At 61.7% G+C, this 16,245-nt stretch carries 9 protein-coding genes; 3 read left to right on the top strand and 6 right to left on the bottom strand.

Annotated features, from left to right (window positions below; translation table 11 throughout):
• Positions 1-96: 96 nt before the first annotated feature.
• The gene (locus ACYU7Q_RS18860; protein ID WP_460610994.1) at positions 97-3,060 is read right to left on the bottom strand and encodes a TonB-dependent receptor domain-containing protein; all 2,964 of its coding nucleotides are present in this window, start codon (positions 3,058-3,060) and stop codon (positions 97-99) included.
• Positions 3,061-3,371: 311 nt separating this feature from the next.
• On the opposite strand from ACYU7Q_RS18860, the gene dxs reads away from it, so the two are divergent.
• Positions 3,372-5,318, top strand: a complete 1,947-nt coding sequence (dxs, locus tag ACYU7Q_RS18855) for a 1-deoxy-D-xylulose-5-phosphate synthase (RefSeq protein ID WP_460610993.1) — start codon at positions 3,372-3,374, stop codon at positions 5,316-5,318.
• A 61-nt stretch (positions 5,319-5,379) separates the two neighbouring features.
• On the opposite strand, the gene ACYU7Q_RS18850 is transcribed toward dxs, so the two are convergent.
• From ACYU7Q_RS18850 to ACYU7Q_RS18840, 3 genes are all read right to left on the bottom strand, one after another.
• On the bottom strand, positions 5,380-5,928 hold the full coding sequence (locus tag ACYU7Q_RS18850) for a hypothetical protein (RefSeq protein ID WP_460610992.1): 549 nt from the start codon (positions 5,926-5,928) through the stop codon (positions 5,380-5,382).
• Positions 5,928-7,133 (bottom strand): AAA family ATPase, encoded by a 1,206-nt coding sequence (locus ACYU7Q_RS18845; protein WP_460610991.1) that lies wholly within the window; start codon positions 7,131-7,133, stop codon positions 5,928-5,930. Before ACYU7Q_RS18845 ends, ACYU7Q_RS18850 begins: the two co-directional genes overlap by 1 nt.
• Positions 7,134-7,531: 398 nt before the next feature.
• Positions 7,532-10,357 carry a bifunctional transaldolase/phosoglucose isomerase gene (locus tag ACYU7Q_RS18840; protein WP_460610990.1) on the bottom strand — a complete coding sequence of 942 codons (2,826 nt, stop codon included), beginning with the start codon at positions 10,355-10,357 and terminating at the stop codon, positions 7,532-7,534.
• 398 nt (positions 10,358-10,755) lie between these two features.
• Here ACYU7Q_RS18840 and ACYU7Q_RS18835 point away from each other — a divergent pair, with 398 nt between their 5' ends.
• Both ACYU7Q_RS18835 and ACYU7Q_RS18830 read left to right on the top strand, forming a co-directional pair.
• Entirely contained in the window at positions 10,756-11,820 is a 1,065-nt protein-coding gene (locus ACYU7Q_RS18835) for a LacI family DNA-binding transcriptional regulator (RefSeq protein ID WP_460610989.1), read from the top strand.
• A gap of 51 nt (positions 11,821-11,871) precedes the next feature.
• Positions 11,872-12,639, top strand: a complete 768-nt coding sequence (locus ACYU7Q_RS18830) for an alpha/beta fold hydrolase (RefSeq protein WP_460610988.1) — start codon at positions 11,872-11,874, stop codon at positions 12,637-12,639.
• Between the two features lie 18 nt (positions 12,640-12,657).
• On the opposite strand, the gene ACYU7Q_RS18825 is transcribed toward ACYU7Q_RS18830, so the two are convergent.
• Together ACYU7Q_RS18825 and ACYU7Q_RS18820 are read right to left on the bottom strand one after the other, a co-directional pair.
• Positions 12,658-14,751 (bottom strand): M48 family metallopeptidase, encoded by a 2,094-nt coding sequence (locus ACYU7Q_RS18825; RefSeq protein WP_460610987.1) that lies wholly within the window; start codon positions 14,749-14,751, stop codon positions 12,658-12,660.
• A gap of 260 nt (positions 14,752-15,011) precedes the next feature.
• Positions 15,012-16,229: a DUF1501 domain-containing protein gene (locus tag ACYU7Q_RS18820; protein WP_460610986.1), complete on the bottom strand. Its 1,218-nt coding sequence runs from the start codon at positions 16,227-16,229 to the stop codon at positions 15,012-15,014.
• Positions 16,230-16,245 lie beyond the last annotated feature (16 nt).

Genomic DNA, 16,245 nt, shown 5'->3' with positions numbered 1-16,245 from the left:
CAGCGACTGATTAAAAACGCATTAAGGTGATATGAAAAACGTCATGCCGGGACAAGCTCCGCATGACGTTTTTCGGTAATAACCTGCCGGGCGGCGCTAGGGCCGGCCGCCGGGGCTGCCGGCCGGCACGGTGCCGTTGGGCGTGCTGGTGCCCTGCGAGGGCACGTTGGCAGGCGTGTTGATAGGGTTGCCGGTCGGAGCCGGGGATTGGCGCTTGGTCGTGTCGGCGGGCTGGGCCGTGGCGGGGCGCAGGCCGGGGTAACCGCCGGGGCGCTGGCCGGGCTGGGGGCGGCCCGTGCTGTCGGTGGCCGGCTTGCCCGAAGTGCTATCGGCCGGCGCGGTGCGCTGCTGGCCGGGGTAGCCACCGGGGCGGGCACCCGCGCCGGCCGGAGCCATGCCGGGAGCACCGCCAGGATAGCCACCGGGGCGGGCTGCGCCAGCGGGCGCACCCGCGGGGCGTGCGCCGCCGCCAGGGGCACCACCGCCACCGCCGGGAGCACCACCGCCACCGCCGCCCATGTCACCGCCGCCGCCTTCGCCGCCACTTTTCAGGTCGTCGTTGTTGATGCTCTTGCCGCGGCGGGTGGGCGGGGCCACCGTCAGCTTGCCGATGCGGTAGCTGATGTTCACCTTAAAGCTCATGTTGTGCAGCACGTTGCGGCTGCTCTGGTCGATGAGCGGCGACACCACCGTGTTGCGGATGGTGATGCTGGGCGTGAAGAAGTTCTCAGCCCCGAAGCCGATGCTGCCGCGCTTCTCGGCAAAATCACGCTTCACGCTGAGGCTGTACACGCCAAAACCGCTCTGGCTGCCCTGCAGTTGCACCTGGTTGCCGCGGTAGAAGGCGAAGGCCTGCAGGCCCCATATCGGCGTGAAATTGTAGGAGCCAAACACCCGGCCGCTCATCACAAAGCCTTCGTTGGCGGCGTTGAAACGGGTATCGGCTACGTTGTTGGTGAGCTTGACGTAGTAGAAATCGGTACCGGCATTCAGGCTGAGCTTGCCGTTGTTGATGTTGGCGAATACGCTGCCGCCGTAGGCATCCTGCTTGCCGATGTTTGCGTAGGTGGTCGTCACTATGTCGGCGCCTTCCACCGTGCGCAGCGCCTCAATGGAGCCCGTGGTGTTGCGCATGAAGGTGCTGAAATTCAGGTTCAGGCGCTTGTAGGCGGTGCTGTAGCCCAGCTCGTAGTTATTGGTGTATTCGGGGTCCAGCTCGGGGTTGCCGTAGCTGATGTTCTTCGGGTTCTGGGCGTTGCGGTTGGGGTTCAGGAACTGCAGCGACGGGCGCTGGATACGCTTGTTGTACGCCAGCTTCAGCACGTTACCGTTGGCCAGCTTGCGCGAGAAGTTCACGCTGGGTACCAGCACGTCGTAGTTCGGGATGTTGACGGGCGTAGTCGAGTTAGCAAAATCGGCGCTGATGCTGGTGTACTCGTAGCGCAGGCCGGGCTTGAGGGTGAAGCCTTTGGGCAGGCCCAGGGTATAGGCGGCGTAGGCCGCCGTCACGTTCTGGCGGTAGTTGAACACGTTGCTCGACGACAGCCCCACTGAGGGCACCACCGCGCCATCGGCCCCGTAGGACGTGGTGCTGTAATCCGAATTCACGCGGCGCAGAATGTTCTTCGCGCCCATCTCCAGAATCTGGGTTTTGCTGATGGGGTTCTGATAATCCAGCTGCACCGTGTATTCCTCGTTGTAGCTCGGGTTGTCGTTCACGATGCGGCGGGCCAGGCTGGTCGCATCGGAGGTGGTCAGAATGTTGTTGGTGAAGCTGTTGGTGCGGTCGTTGCGGCTGAACAAGGTCAGCAGGCTGATTTCGTGCTGCGGCTTTTCGAAGCTGTGCGTGTAATTCAGGCTGGCATCCACAGTGCCCGACAGGTCCTTCGAGTAGGTGTCGCGCTGGTCGGTGCTCAGGGGCGCGCCGGTGGCGAAAGCGCCGGCGTAGCTGGTGCGCAGCAGGCCATCCTGGTAGTTCTGGCCGTTGCGGGTGCCGTAGGCCACCGAGGCCTGGATGGAGTTGAACTTGTCGATGTCGTAGTCCCAGCCCAGCGTGTAGCGTCCAAAAATCTGTTGCAGGCGCGTATTGGACGATTGCAGTGTGGTCGTGGCCGAGCCGTCGGCAATGCTGCGCGTCACCTGCGTGTTTGAAAACTCGCCCGGCACGTTGTACTGCGCCCGGCCGAAGCCACCCAGCGAGAAGCCCATTTTGCCGGTACGCAGACTGCCGTTCAGGCTCAGGTTGCTACTACGGGTGCCGGCGCTGGCGTCGATGCCCAGGGTGGCCCCGCGCAGGTTGTTCTGCTTGGTGACGATGTTAATAATGCCGCCCGAGCCTTCGGCGTCGTACTTGGCCGAGGGCGAGGTGATAACCTCCACGGTCTTAATCTGGTCGGCCGGAATCTGCTTCAAGGCATCGGCAATGCTGTTGGCGGCAATGGTCGAAGGCTTGTTATTGATAAGGACTTTGATGTTGCTGGAGCCGCGCAGGCTCACGTTGCCATCCAGGTCCACGCTCAGCAGCGGCACGCGCTTGAGCACGTCGGTGGCGTCGCCGCCCCGGGCGGTCTGGTCGTTTTCGGCGTTGTACACCGTGCGGTCTACCCGCTCCTCGATGATGGCCTTCTGGCCCGTCACCACCACTTCGCCCAGCTTTTGGGCCGAAGTGCCCAGCGCCACCGTGCCCAGATTAATCACGCCGCCGGCGGGTACCACCACGCCAGGACGTTCCTCGTTTTTATAGCCCAGGAAGCTGATTTGGACCTTATAAGTGCCAGCCGGAATGCCAGCCAGTACAAATTTTCCGTCGTCGCCGGCCACGCCGCCGTTCACGGGCGAGCCCGCAGCGTCCAGCACGGCCACCGTGGCGTAGGAAACCGGCTTGCCAGTGGTGGCATCGGTCACGGTGCCGCTCACGCGGCCGGCCGCCGCGCGTGGGACGGTCGGAGCTGCCGTAGCCGGGCGGGCACCCGTGGGCGGGCCTTGCTGCGCAGCCGCTAAATGGTTGATGCCCAGCAGAGCAGTAAGCACTACGGCCGAAGCCGGTAAGGTTCGTTTCATACAATTCATAACGGCCAAAGTGCCGTAATCGAAGCCGGGGGTTGCATCCTCCCGGCACATTTGTTGTTTGTGGGGCAAGCCGGTTAGTGGCTATATCGCTATCTGGCGCTTGCGCATTACGCAAAGGTCCTCGCAACGAAGGCGTTTCTGTCAGAAAACTAGATTATCAAACCCCTAACCCCGACCAAGCCCTGAATTCCTTCGGCCGTACAACCGCACTTCGCCCGCCGTCGTACCTTTGTGCCAGCCCGATAATCTTTTAGCGGGTCAGGCGGTTACCTTCCGTCACCCATCCCACCACGCCTGCCCCGATGATAGTTGAACCCGGCCCGCTGCTTGCGGCAATAGACTCGCCCGACGACCTCAAAAAGCTCGCTCCCGAGCAGTTAGTCCAACTCAGCACCGAGCTGCGCGACTTCATCATCGACTCCGTGAGCATCTACGGTGGGCATTTCGGCGCCTCGCTGGGCGTGGTTGAGCTGACCGTGGCGCTGCACTACGTCTTCAACACGCCCCACGACCAGCTCATCTGGGACGTGGGCCACCAGGCTTACGGGCACAAAATCCTCACCGGCCGCCGCGATAAATTCCCGACGAACCGCCGCTACAAGGGCATGTCGGGCTTCCCGAAGCGCAGCGAGAGCGAATATGATGCTTTCGGTGTGGGCCACAGCAGCACCAGCATCGGCGCGGCGCTGGGCATGGCCGTGGCCTCGGATTATAAGGGTGAGTTCGACCGCCAGCACATCGCCGTGATTGGCGACGGGGCCATGACAGCGGGCATGAGCTTCGAGGCCATGAACCAGGCCGGAGTGCTCAACAACAACATGATTGTCGTGCTGAACGACAACTGCATGAGCATCGACCCCAACGTGGGCGCGCTCAAGGAATACCTCACCGACATCACCACCTCCCGCACTTACAACAAGGTGCGCGACGAGCTCTGGAACGTGCTTGGCAAGCTGAGCAAGTTCGGCCCCAACCCCCAGCAGATTGCCCGCAAAGTGGAGGCCGCCATGAAGGCGACCCTGATGAAGCAGAGCAACCTGTTCGAGGCGCTGAAATTCCGCTACTTCGGTCCCGTGGATGGGCACGACGTGCAGCACCTCGTCACCATTCTCAACGACCTAAAATCCATTCCCGGCCCCAAGCTGCTGCACTGCGTGACGGTGAAGGGCAAGGGCTACGCCTTGGCTGAGAAAGACCAGACGCTGTGGCACGCGCCGGGGCTGTTCGACAAAATCACGGGCGAGATTTACAAAAAGACCCACGACAAGCCCCAGGCGCCCAAGTACCAGGACGTGTTCGGCCACACGCTGGTGGAATTGGCCGAGGCCAACGACAAAATCATGGGCGTGACGCCGGCCATGCCCTCGGGCTCGTCGCTGAACATCATGATGGCCGCCATGCCCACCCGCGCCTTCGACGTGGGCATTGCCGAGCAGCACGCCGTCACGTTTTCGGCCGGCCTGGCCACGCAGGGGCTCATTCCGTTCTGCAACATCTACTCCTCGTTCATGCAGCGTGGCTACGACCAGGTGGTGCACGACGTGGCCCTGCAAAACCTGCACGTGGTGTTCTGTCTTGACCGCGCCGGCTTTGCCGGGGCCGACGGCCCCACCCACCACGGCTGCTACGACCTGGCTTACATGCGCTGCATCCCTAACATCGTGGTGTCGGCCCCGATGAACGAGCAGGAGCTGCGCAACCTGATGTACACCGCTACCCTGCCCGAAAACGCCGGCCCGCACAGCATCCGCTACCCGCGCGGCGAGGGCGTGATGCCCGAGTGGCGCACTCCCCTACAGCGCGTGGCCATCGGCACGGGCCGCGTGGTGCGCGAGGGCGAAGCCGGTGGCGTGGCCATCCTCAGCATCGGCCACATCGGCAACTACGCCGTGAAAGCCACCGAAACCCTAGTTGCCGAAGGCATCGACGCTGGCCACTACGACATGCGCTTCTGCAAGCCGCTGGACGAGGAAATGCTGCGCGACGTGGCCCGCCGCTACCGCGCCATCGTGACGGTAGAAGACGGCTGCCTGCCCGGCGGCTTCGGCTCGGCCGTGCTCGAATTCCTCACCGACCACGGCTTCCATCTGCCCGTCGTCCGCCTCGGCATCCCCGACCGTGTGGTGGAGCATGGCACGCAAGATGAACTCTACAAAGAGTGCGGCTTCGATGCGGCCGGCATCGCCCAGGCCGTGCGCGAGCTGGGCACCAAAGTGGCGGCCGGTACGCGGGCCACGGTCCTGCGATAGCTGCGCGTTTTGAGACACGAAGAAGCCCCCGTAGCTAGTGCTGCGGGGGCTTCTTCGTGTCTCAAAATAATGCGCTGTCTTTCACGTCAAAGTCGGCTGAATACCGAATTCGGTTATCAAATTCTTCTGCCAGATTCAATATTGTAGTCGTTGGGGCTGGAATGAGAGGGCCGTATCCGACGTATGCGTATGCCCGGACATTATGCTCACGACTCAGAAACCCTTCGTTTTCAAAAAGCAGGACAGTCGTTAATAACTGCTCCCAGGCTTCCTCCAAACGGGTTTCTATCCGCCGGTCGTCAGCTACTTCACGGTCTTCGGCCCGCAACTTGAACTCAACAAAATAGACGTCGCGGCCTTCGGAGAAAACGCAGTCGCACCGCTTAGTGCCCTGCATAATCAGGCATTTATCAACTGCTATCAGTTGTACTGGCCGTTCAGCAGAGTTGCGAACAGTAAAATGACGTTCAGGGTCGAATTCTTCGGCAGTTACTCGCTGCACAAAACCTTCACCGGGAGGGTCTTCGAAGTATGAAACTGGTTCGGGATAAACGTTGATGCAGCCCTTTTGGCGGCAGTGGTCGAAATACCTTTCTAACGCTTCCCGCATTACACTACCTGTTTTTTAAGCCGTAGCAATTTGCGGAAGCTGTCAGAAATATCGCCGGAAACAGCGTCTAACTCATTGCCTCCAATCAGATGCGTGCGCTCATCGGTGATGGGCTTTACCGTGCCATCGGCCACGTAGTAGGCGGCAAACTCCTCGGGGTTCAGCCAGCAGGCGCGGGGCACAATCTTGTCGATTTCATCGGCCAGCTCGGGCCGCTGCTGGGCCACTTTGTAAGCCTCCAGCAACAGGTTGCAGCTGGATAGGATGTAGGGGCTGTGCGTGGTAATCGTCAGGTCGTTTTCGCCCTTGGTGCATTTCTCCACCAGCCAGTTCAGCAGGCCTTGCTGGGCCGTGGGGTACAAGTTCAACTCCGGCTCTTCGATGATGAAGCTCTGCGCCTGCTCGGTGTCACGGCTCAGATGCTCCAGCAGCACCAGCAGCGGCGTGACGGATTGGATGCCGCTGGCGGTTTCTAAGAGCATTAATGGCTCTTCGCGGTTAGGTATTTTGATGAAGTCGCGGCCGCCAATGTGTTGGTATTTGACATCGAAGAAAGGGATGTCAAGTTCAGGGATTGCCTTGCGGGCTAATGAAAAGCTGTTAGCAAACTCTAGAAGCGTTTTGGGCAAGCCAATGTCATCCCTCATCAATCCGGCCCAAGAGTATTCCACTGTCGGCACAAAAACCCGTTCCGCTGGGATATATTTAGCACTATTAGAGGGCATAGCACTAATTATAGCGCTACTAGTTATTTCGTCAAGCAAATTCTTAAATGCACTTAAAGGAAGCGTACTTGACTTCTCTTTTATCATCTTATCGGATGCCATCTCGATAAGCTGTATCAAAGTTGGAATTGGTGCTCTCTTGGCTAGTTCTTTATGAGTATTGACTACAGCGTTATTTATCTGCTGTACCAAACTGCTGCTAAGGTTCATGTCGTGCCCCCGCATCTGTACATAATGACCATCGAAAAACCAGTTTAAAGCCGAATGTTCGTTAACGAATCCTTGAATTTTATAAGTGTCAAAAAGTGTCTGGTTTGCATCAGGCTTTCCTAGAAGCATAAAACTTCGAAATACCGCCGCCAGCTTCGCCAGCGTGCTCTTCCCGCCGCCCGTCGGCCCGATGAAAACGGTGACGCGCTTGAAGTCCACGGTGGCGTCTTTGATGGGGCCGAAATTCTTGACAACTAGCTGCTCGTTCATAACATTTCAAACAAAGGGACGGGGCCAAAAGTAACACGCGGCGGCCCCCGTTGCCGGGAGTCGCCGCGTGGCATGGGTATTCCTTCCCAATCGGCTCCGAACGGCCCGCCCATCCCTTCAAACGCTCAGCCGCTCCCACCGAACGCGCCGCTGGCCTGGCCGAAGCCTCAGCCCACCCTGCCGAACGGTTAGCTGCTTCCTCCGAACACTCAGCGGAAGACTCCGAACGGTCAGCGCATCACTACGAACGGTCAGCGTAAGCTCTTTTTTGCATTCGGTGGCAACAGTCTGGTATTATAAGGGGAACGCCGAGTGGTCTGCCATAACAGCTGGCCCTTCCAACGCAAAAGCCCGCCGTGCTATCGAGCGCGGCGGGCTTTGCTATGAATTCCTAAACGCTACTTCAGCGGCGGCAGGGCGGCCAGCATGGTTTTCAGGCCGGCTTCAGCATCCTTGCCGAGGTTCACGCGGAGGGTGCGGCGGCCGTTGTCGAGCAGGGCCTGCAGGTCGCCGAGGGCCTGGGCATTCTTGAAGGTGCCGAAGGTGTAGGAGCGGCCGGGCAGGGCCAGGTCCTGCGGGTTGTCGTCGGTGAACTGGATGAACAGGCCGGTGTTGGGACCGCCTTTGTGGTACTGGCCGGTGCTGTGCAGGAAGCGTGGGCCGTAGCCTGAGGTAGTGGCCAAGTGCAGCTCCTGCATCACGCGCTGGCGCAGGGCCAGCAGGCTGGCGCTCACGGCGGGCGTTTCGGTGAGGTAGGCTTGCAGGCACACGAAATCGCCGGGCTTGGCCTGGGCGAAGAAGGCTTTGAGCACGCCGGCCGCCCCGTCGCCGTGGGCGGCGGTGTAGTAGTCCACGCCGTTTTCGCTGGCGGCGGGGGCTTCGGTTTCGGGCAGCTTGCCTTCGGTTTCCACGGCCTTCATCAGCTTGTCGGTGGCCGTTTTGGCGGCCTGCACGTTGGGCTGGTCGAAGGGGTTAATCTGGAACACGGCGCTGGCCACGGCCGTGGCCACTTCCCAGCGGTAGAACTCCTGGCCGAGGTCGAAGGCGTCCTTCATCAGCAGGGTGATGACGGGGTGGCCGGCGGCGGCCAGGGCCTGCAGCTTGCTGGTGTTGGCTTCGTCGGGCTGGTCCTTATAGCCCACGTACACGAACACGCGGTCGGTGCCGTAGATGCTCGGGTCGCCCAGCGGCTCGCCGGCCACGGGCAGGATGCCCTTGCCTTCCTTGCCGGTGCTTTCGGCGATGAGCTGCTCCAGCCACAGGCCGAGGTCGTGCAGGGCATCGGGCACCACGATGGTGAGCTTGTCGCGGCCTTGCGACGCCAGCACGCCCAGGGCGGTGCCGAATTCGAGGCCGGGGTTTTTATCGGTCGGGCCATAGGCGCCGCAGGCGCGCATCATCAGGATGGCGCGCTCCAGAATTTCGCCGATGGGCAGGCCGTAGAGGGCCGCCGGCACCAGGCCGAAGTAGGTGAGGGCCGAGAAGCGGCCGCCCACTTCGGGGAAGTTGAGGAAGATGCGGCGGTACTTGGCGTTCGTGGCGTCGGTTACGAACTTCGAGCCCGGGTCGGTGATGGCCACAAAGTTTTCGCCGGCCTTGTCGCCTTTGATTTCCTTCACTTTGGCGTAGAAATAGTCGCCGAAAGCCAGCGGCTCGGCCGTGGTGCCCGACTTGCTGGCCACGATGAATAGCGTCTCGGCCAGCGGCACGGAAGCTTCGATTTCGCGCACCGTGCCGGGGTCGGTGGTATCGAGCACCGACATCGGCAGGCCGTTTTCGCCTTTCGCAAACGAGGATTTGAACACAATGGGAGCCATCGTGCTGCCGCCCATGCCCATCACCACCACGTGCTTAAAGCCAGCGGCCTGCACCTCGTGCACAAACTGCTCGATTTCGGGCACCGCGCCCACCATCGTTTCGGCCACGCGCAGCCAGCCCATGTAGCTGCGGATGCTGTGCTGGCCAGCCTCGTCGCTGGTCCACAGGTCGGCCTTTTTATCCCAGAAACCGGCCACGAAGTTGTCGGCCTTGAACTTGGCCAGCTGCGCATCCACGGCGGCCTGGTACTGGCCCAGTTCCATTTTGGAGTCGTCTACCTGGTCCTGCACCGCCAGGGCGCGCTTCTTTTCGATGGACTGCATCAGCTTGGCGAAGGGCTCCTTGAATTTGGTGGCGCCGTCTTCTTCGAGGTGCTGGGTCAGTTCCTCCAGATTGATGCCCAGCTCGGGCAGGCGGGCCAGCACCTCTTTCGAGTGCTCCAGGTTGTCTTCAATGGTCACGGCCACCTTGCCGCTTTTGCCGAACAGGTCGAGCGTTTCCACCGGCACGGTGTTCACCGTGTGCGGGCCGATGAGGCCGTCTACGTAGCGCAGGTTGTCGTATTTGGGGTTTTTGTTGCCGGTGCTGGCCCACAACAGGCGCTGGGTTGCGGCACCTTTCGCAGCCAGCGCCTCCCAGCGCGGACCCGAGAAAATCTCCTTGTAAATCTGATAAGCCTGCTTGGCGCTGGCAATGGCCACCTCGCCCACGAGCGACTGCGCCAACGCGGCTTTCTCGCCGCCTTCGGCCGCGATTTTCTCCAGCATGGGGTCAATCAGCACGTCGATGCGGCTTAGAAAGAAGCTGGCTACCGAGTCAATGCGGGCCAGCGGCTCGCCCTTTTGGGCGCGGTCTTCGAGGCCGGCGATGAAGGCTTCGGCCACCAGGCGGTAGCGCTCCAGGCCGAAAATCAGGGTCACGTTCACGTTCACGCCTTCCGAAATGAGGCGGCGGATAGCGGGCAGGCCTTCGAGCGTGGCCGGCACTTTAATCATCACGTTGGGACGGTTCACAGCTTTCCACAGGGCCAGGGCCTCGGCGATGGTGCCTTCGGTATCGTTCACCAGCTCGGGCGATACTTCGAGGCTCACGTAGCCGTCGGAGCCGTGGTCGGGGCCGTCGTAGAGGGGGCGGAACAGGTCGGTCGCGGCCTGCACGTCGGACACGGCCAGGTTGGTGTAGATTTCGTCGGTGGTTTTGCCCTGCAGGGCCAAGGCTTTGATGGCCGAATCGTAGTCGGCCGTGTCGCCGATGGACTTGGCAAAAATGGCGGGGTTCGAGGTTACGCCGCGCAGGGCTTCGTCCTGAATGCGGCGCTGGAGCTTGCCGTCGATGATGATGGGGCGGCTGATAAAGTCCAGCCACAGGCTTTGGTCGAACTGGCGGATGTCAACGAGAGGGTTCATAGAGTCGCAATTGGTTCAGATGGGGCCAAAGGTCCGGAAAGACAGGCGTTGTTGTACGGTCTCGGCCGGCGGAATTGTGGAATTGGAGGTAAAAAAATTACGTTCTTCTCCGGCAAGCTGCCGGGTTAGAACCGGGCCGTCGGGTAATCGTTGCGGTCGTTGGAAGGTGTTTGAGTTAATAAAAACGGTCCTTCTGAAATAAGAACGTCATGCTGAGCGCAGTCGAAGCATCTCTACCGCGCCAGTAATCAATGACGGCTGCAACCATGCGGTAGAGATGCTTCGGCTGCGCTCAGCATGACGTTCCGTTGTGACGCTTTCAATAGGACGTTCAATCAACTTTCTAAACAGCTTCTACTAGCTTTACGCATTGTAGTTCTATCTATCGCCTCATTAAAATGGCCGGACGCCGCTCTTCTTCCAACCCCTCCGACTCGGGCCACAGCCCTGTTTCCATGGCCGATTTGGCCCGGGAGCTGGGCGTGTCGATGACCACGATTTCGCGGGCCCTGAGCGACCACCACAGCATCGGGCCGGCCACCAAGCAGGCCGTGCTCAAGCTGGCCAAAAAGTTGAATTACCAGCCCAATCGCATGGCCTCGGCCCTGCGCAAGGGCACCAGCACGCTGCTGGGTGTGATTGTGCCCTACATCGAAGGGCGCTTTTTTGCCTCGGTGGTGCACGGCATCGAAACGGCGGCCAGCAAGGCCGGCTACAGCGTCATCATCTGCCAGTCGAACGAAGACGTGGCGCAGGAGCGCAAGAACCTTGAGACCCTGCTCAGCGCGCAGGTGGCGGGCATTCTGGTATCGGTTTCGCGCACCACGCTCGATTTCCGGCACTTCGATAAAGTGCGCAAGCGCGGGGTGCCGCTGGTGTTTTTCGACCGCATTTTGGAAGGCGACAGCGTAAATGCCGTGGTCCTCAACGACCAGGACGGCGCTTTCCAGGCCACGCGCCACCTGCTGGAGCAGGGCTGCCGCCGCGTGGCCCATCTGGCCGGCCCGCAGCACCTCAACATCTACCGCAACCGCCGCCAGGGCTACCTCGACGCCCTACAAAGCCGCGGCATCGCCCCGGACGAAAGCCTGATTATCGACTGCGACATGACCCTGGAAGGCGGCCAGGAGTGCATGAAGCAGCTGTTGGCCCTGCCCAACCCGCCCGATGCCGTGTTCGCGGCCGGCGACTCGGCCATTCTCGGTGCGCTACAGGTATTGAAAAGCCGGGGCCTGCGCGTGCCACAGGACGTGGCCCTGGCCGGCTTCAGCAACGAGGCCCTGACGATGGTGGCCGAGCCTCACCTCACCTCCGTGGACCAGCGCTGCGAGGAAATGGGCCAGGCCGCCTTCCGCCTCTTCACCGATTTGGCCGCGGCCGAAGGCACGGCGTTTTCGCAGCGGCAGGTGGTGCTACAGCCGCAGCTGTTCGTGCGGGAGTCGTCGCTGCGGCAGGCAGAATAAGCGGGGAAATAAATAAGGAAGCGGAAAGCGGGGACCGTTACTTTTGCCCGTATGACGCCCGCTTCCAACCCACCCACCATCGTTTTCCTCCACGGATTTGCCGAAAGCCGCGAGGTGTGGACCGATTTCACCCGCGCCTTCCCCGATGGCTACCGGCTGCTGGCCCCCAACCTGCCCGGCCACGGCACTAACCTGGCCCCAGTGCCCGATTTTTCGATGGAGGCCCAGGCGCGTCACATCATCGAGTACCTCAACCAAAAAGGCTGCCCCGACCCGGTGCTGCTGGTCTGCCACAGCATGGGCGGCTACGTGGCCCTGGCCCTGGCCGAGCGTTGGCCCCAGCGCGTGGCCGGCTTGGCCCTCATCAACTCCACCGCCCTGCCCGATACCGACGAGAAGCGCCAGAACCGCGAGAAAAACATCAGCTTCGTGGAGCGCCACGGCGTGGGCAAATTCATGGAATCGTTCGTGCGCCCGCTTTTCGCGCCCACCAACCGCGACAAGCTGACCGATGCCCGCGGCCTGCTGGAGGAAATCGGCAAAGCCACGCCCGCCACCACCATCACCGGTGCCCTGCGCGGCATGGCCGCCCGCCCCGAGCGCACTCAGGTGCTGGCCAAAGCCCCCTTTCCGGTATTGATGGTGGCCGGCAAGCACGACGTGGCCGTGCATTTCGATGATGCCGTGCGCCAGGCCGCCCTACCGCCGGTGGGCTCCGCGCTGTTTCTGGAAGGCAGCGGGCACCTCTCGTATCTGGAGCAGCCCGAGGCCACGCGCCGGGCCGTGCTGGCGCTGGCCGGGGCCGTGTTTGGGCGGTAGACGATGGAAAAACTGCTGCTACACTGCTTCCTGCAAGCGTAGCAGTACGCCCAGGTTTTTGAAATACAGTCGCCGCAGCCGTTCCTCGCTCAGGCTGGTGCCACTCAGGAAGGTGTTAATCCACTCATTGGTGAAGGTGGCGTAGTGGGGAAGCGCCCGGTTTTGCAGCACGAAATCCGTGAGCGTGGCAAAGCCTTCCAGATGGGCCAGCGGCAGCATTGGCACTGCGCGGGCGTCTTCCAGTGCCAAGTCGAGCAGCGTGCGGAGCTGTTCAAATTCGGCTACGTAGCGCGACACATCGGCTTGCTGAATGGTGCCCTGTTGCTGAATCTGGAAAACCAGGCGGTGCGCCGCGATGTCTACGTTGCGCACAGTCTCAAAAGCGCGCTGAATGCCGAACTGGAAGCGGAAGCGGGCCAGCCATTCCTCGCGCTGCGGCGCTGCGGCCTGCGCAAATAAGTGGTGGTAGAGCAGCGCCACCTGCCGGTCAAAATCGGCGCATTCGGCGCGGTAAAGCTCGTTTTCACGCTCCAGCTGGGCGGCCACCGTCGCAGCCTCGGCGGCGGGGTATCGGGTGCCGGCCACGGTGAAAAACTTGTCCTTGGTGTGGCCCTGCTTGAAGAGCGCGAGCTTCTGCAAATCGGCTTGGCGCGCGGTGTGGGCATCGGTGCGGGTCTTCAGCTCGGGGCCGAAAAGGGCGGCGCGGGCGTCGGCCAACGTGCCGGGCGGCAGGGCGGTAGTGTCCACCAAATCGGCCAGCTTGTCGGGGTTGAGGGTGGTGACGATGCGCTGCTCGTACGTGCCGCCGTACATGTGATGGTAAGTGGTTTCGGCCCGCTCGGTAGCCAGGAAATCTTCGATTTCGTCCGCTGGGCGCACTTCGGGCGCTTTGCCCGCCGCAAATTCCGGGTAGATGCGCTGGGTCACGAGGCGGCGCAGCTCGGCGGGGTTGTTGAACAGTAGCCAGGCCGAACGCTCGTCGGTGGGGCCGGGCACGGGGTGGGCTTGGGCCTGCTCCTCGCGCAGGTAATCGGCGGGGTGGCTGGCGTACATCTCCACCACGTTCACTTCGTCGGGCCGGAACAGGCGGCGCGGCTCGCCGGGCGCGGGCGCCGCGGGGGCTTCGCGCTGGGCCAGGTTTTCGGCCAGGTAGAGTGACTGGTGGTAGAACACGTCATCGGTGGCCAGCTTGTGCTCCAGGGCCATGCCCAACTGCCCGGTGGCCGCGCTCAGCGCCGTGCTCACCGGCCCCAGCTGGTAGAGCACCTGGCACATGGCTTCGGAGCCGGCCAGGCTCACGGCCACGCGGTCGGCCTGAAATTCCATCTCCCGCGAAAGCGAGGCGTGCACCAGGTGAATGCCCTGGTAAGCTAGCTGCAACAGCTTGCGCATCATCCAGACCAAGGCCGTCATCAGCCACGCGGCGGCCGACACGCGGATGTCGAGCGTGCGCCACTGCACCAGCATTTCGTCCCACTTGTCGCGCTCGTACACCATGTCGTGAATCATGCGGCTGGCCGTGTTCACGTAGGAGCCCAGGCGCATGCTGCGCTGCGCAAAGTGGCCGAACTCGTGCGCCAGCACGGCTTTGAACTCCGAGAGCGTGAGGCCATTAACGAGGCCCAGCCCGATGAGCAGGTTCTTGCGCGTGGGCCAGAACAGGCTGCGCGTGGCGTTGTCGTAGAATACCGCCGCGTTCACATCGGAGCTCACGCAGATGTACTTAGGACGGTCGGCCCCCGCCTCGGCGCAGAGTTGGTCCACAAACGCAAACAGGGCTGGGTGGGCCTCGCGGCTTAGGCGCGGGTGCTGGCTGAGGCTGCTCACCGGGCCGCGTTTAAACAGCGCCTTCAGCAGAAACGCCACCAGCATAAGCGCGCCCACCACGCAGCCCAGGTGGAACAGGCCCGTCCACAGCCCATAGCTGTCGAAATGATGCGTCAGGGTGAGATAAACGAGGCCCATCGCCCCGGCCAGCAATGCCGCATACAACACCAGAAACAGCAGAATACTAACCAACATGGCGGCCACGAGCCCCATGTAGCGGCCCGACGGGCGCGTGAAACCCGCCGGCACATTGGCCGGGCTGGGAGGGTAGAGGGCCGGCGTCATAAGGCGAGCAGCAGAACTGAAAAAGTGGTGGAAAGGAAAATTTGCCACCAAGCTAACACCCGGCCCGAAATTAATTTCTGCTAATCCGTCCTGTAAAAGCCAGGCATCCTCTTTTAACAGAAAGCCCCGATGCTGCTCAGTATCGGGGCTTTCTGTTAAAAGAGGCTTTATCACATCTCAGGGTTAGTCGCTTTGAGAGAAAAGATTAGCTTCGCTGAACTTCGTTTGCCACGCTTCGCTCGCAATGACAAGCTGCGCAATTACACCAGCCCGCTCATGCGCTCAAAACCGGTACCTAGAATGGCGGTGTCGTCGGCTCCGAGCCAGTCTTTGAGGATGTTGGCGTAGATGCTGCGGAAATCGACTTGGTGGCGCAGGTCGCCCTGGTCGAGGTTTACGAGGTCGGGAGCATCGTTTATCACGCCTTTTTTCTGGAGGGCGCCACCGGCCAGGAACACGTTGTTGGCCGTGCCGTGGTCGGTGCCATTGCTGGCGTTCTGACCTACGCGCCGGCCAAATTCGCTGAACACCAGCACCAGCGTGTTATTCCACTGGTCGTGCTGGCGCAGGTCGTCGGCCAGGGCGGCGAGGCCGTCGCCGAGGTCGGTGAAGAGGCGCTGCTGCTGCTCGTGCTGGCGTACGTGGGTGTCGAAACCACTCAGCGCCAGGTAGTACACACGGGATTCTACGCCGGAGTTAATCAGCTCGGCGGTGGTTTTTAGGTTTTTGCCGAAGTCGGAGTTCGGGTACGTCACGGCCGACTTGTAAATTTTCGACTTGTCGTACAGATAATCGGCCGAGGACGCAGTTTCGGCCAGCGTCTTGTAGAGGTAGTCGACCTGCTCCTGGTGGGCGGGCGCGGTTTCCTTGCTCACCTTGCTCAGCAAGCGGTTTTGATTGATTTGGTGGAATTTATCCGGGCTTTTTAGGGCCAGACCTTTGCGCTGGCTGCCCTTCAGGGCCAGGCTCAGCGTGTCGTCGATTTCGAGGGCGTTGTAGGGGCGCTGGCAATCGGGGCAGCTGGAGTCGAGGTAGCGGCCCAGCCAGCCAGTGCTCACTACCTGGTCGGAGCCCGAGCCGGATTGCCAGATGTCCATCGACCGGAAGTGCGAGCGGTCGGGGTTGGGGTAGCCCACCGAGTTCAGCACGGCCAGCTGGCCCTGGTCGTAGAGGCCCTTCAAGCCCTTCAGCGCCGGGTGCAGGCCCAGGTCCTTATCCAAAGCTAAAATTCCCTCGGTTTCCTTGATGCCGAGCGTGGGCCGGGCCTTGTAATATAAGTCGTTGCGGTAGGGGATGACGGTATTCAGCCCGTCATTGCCTCCGCCCAGCTGCACCACAATGAGGCGGCGCGCCCCGGTGGCGTCGCGCAGGCCGGCGAGGCCCGGGCCCCGGTCCAGGGCGTGCAGGAACTTGGGCACCAGCAGCAAGGTGCTGGCCAAGGCGGAAGTGCGGAGAAATTCGCGGCGGGTGGAAGCCATAGCTCTATTGGAAAGG

This window comes from Hymenobacter terrigena, assembly GCF_054776515.1.
The sequence above is the reverse complement of the archived record's forward strand: the minus strand, read 5'-3'. Positions and strand labels throughout refer to the sequence as shown.

Excerpts from the sequence above, each read along its gene's own strand:
- ACYU7Q_RS18840 (WP_460610990.1), bottom strand. The coding sequence starts at position 10,357 with ATGAACCCTCTCGTTGACATCCGCCAGTTCGACCAAAGCCTGTGGCTG.
- ACYU7Q_RS18845 (WP_460610991.1), bottom strand. The coding sequence starts at position 7,133 with ATGAACGAGCAGCTAGTTGTCAAGAATTTCGGCCCCATCAAAGACGCC.
- ACYU7Q_RS18850 (WP_460610992.1), bottom strand. The coding sequence starts at position 5,928 with ATGCGGGAAGCGTTAGAAAGGTATTTCGACCACTGCCGCCAAAAGGGC.
- ACYU7Q_RS18835 (WP_460610989.1), top strand. The coding sequence starts at position 10,756 with ATGGCCGGACGCCGCTCTTCTTCCAACCCCTCCGACTCGGGCCACAGC.
- ACYU7Q_RS18860 (WP_460610994.1), bottom strand. The coding sequence starts at position 3,060 with ATGAAACGAACCTTACCGGCTTCGGCCGTAGTGCTTACTGCTCTGCTG.
- dxs (WP_460610993.1), top strand. The coding sequence starts at position 3,372 with ATGATAGTTGAACCCGGCCCGCTGCTTGCGGCAATAGACTCGCCCGAC.
- ACYU7Q_RS18830 (WP_460610988.1), top strand. The coding sequence starts at position 11,872 with ATGACGCCCGCTTCCAACCCACCCACCATCGTTTTCCTCCACGGATTT.
- ACYU7Q_RS18820 (WP_460610986.1), bottom strand. The coding sequence starts at position 16,229 with ATGGCTTCCACCCGCCGCGAATTTCTCCGCACTTCCGCCTTGGCCAGC.
- ACYU7Q_RS18825 (WP_460610987.1), bottom strand. The coding sequence starts at position 14,751 with ATGACGCCGGCCCTCTACCCTCCCAGCCCGGCCAATGTGCCGGCGGGT.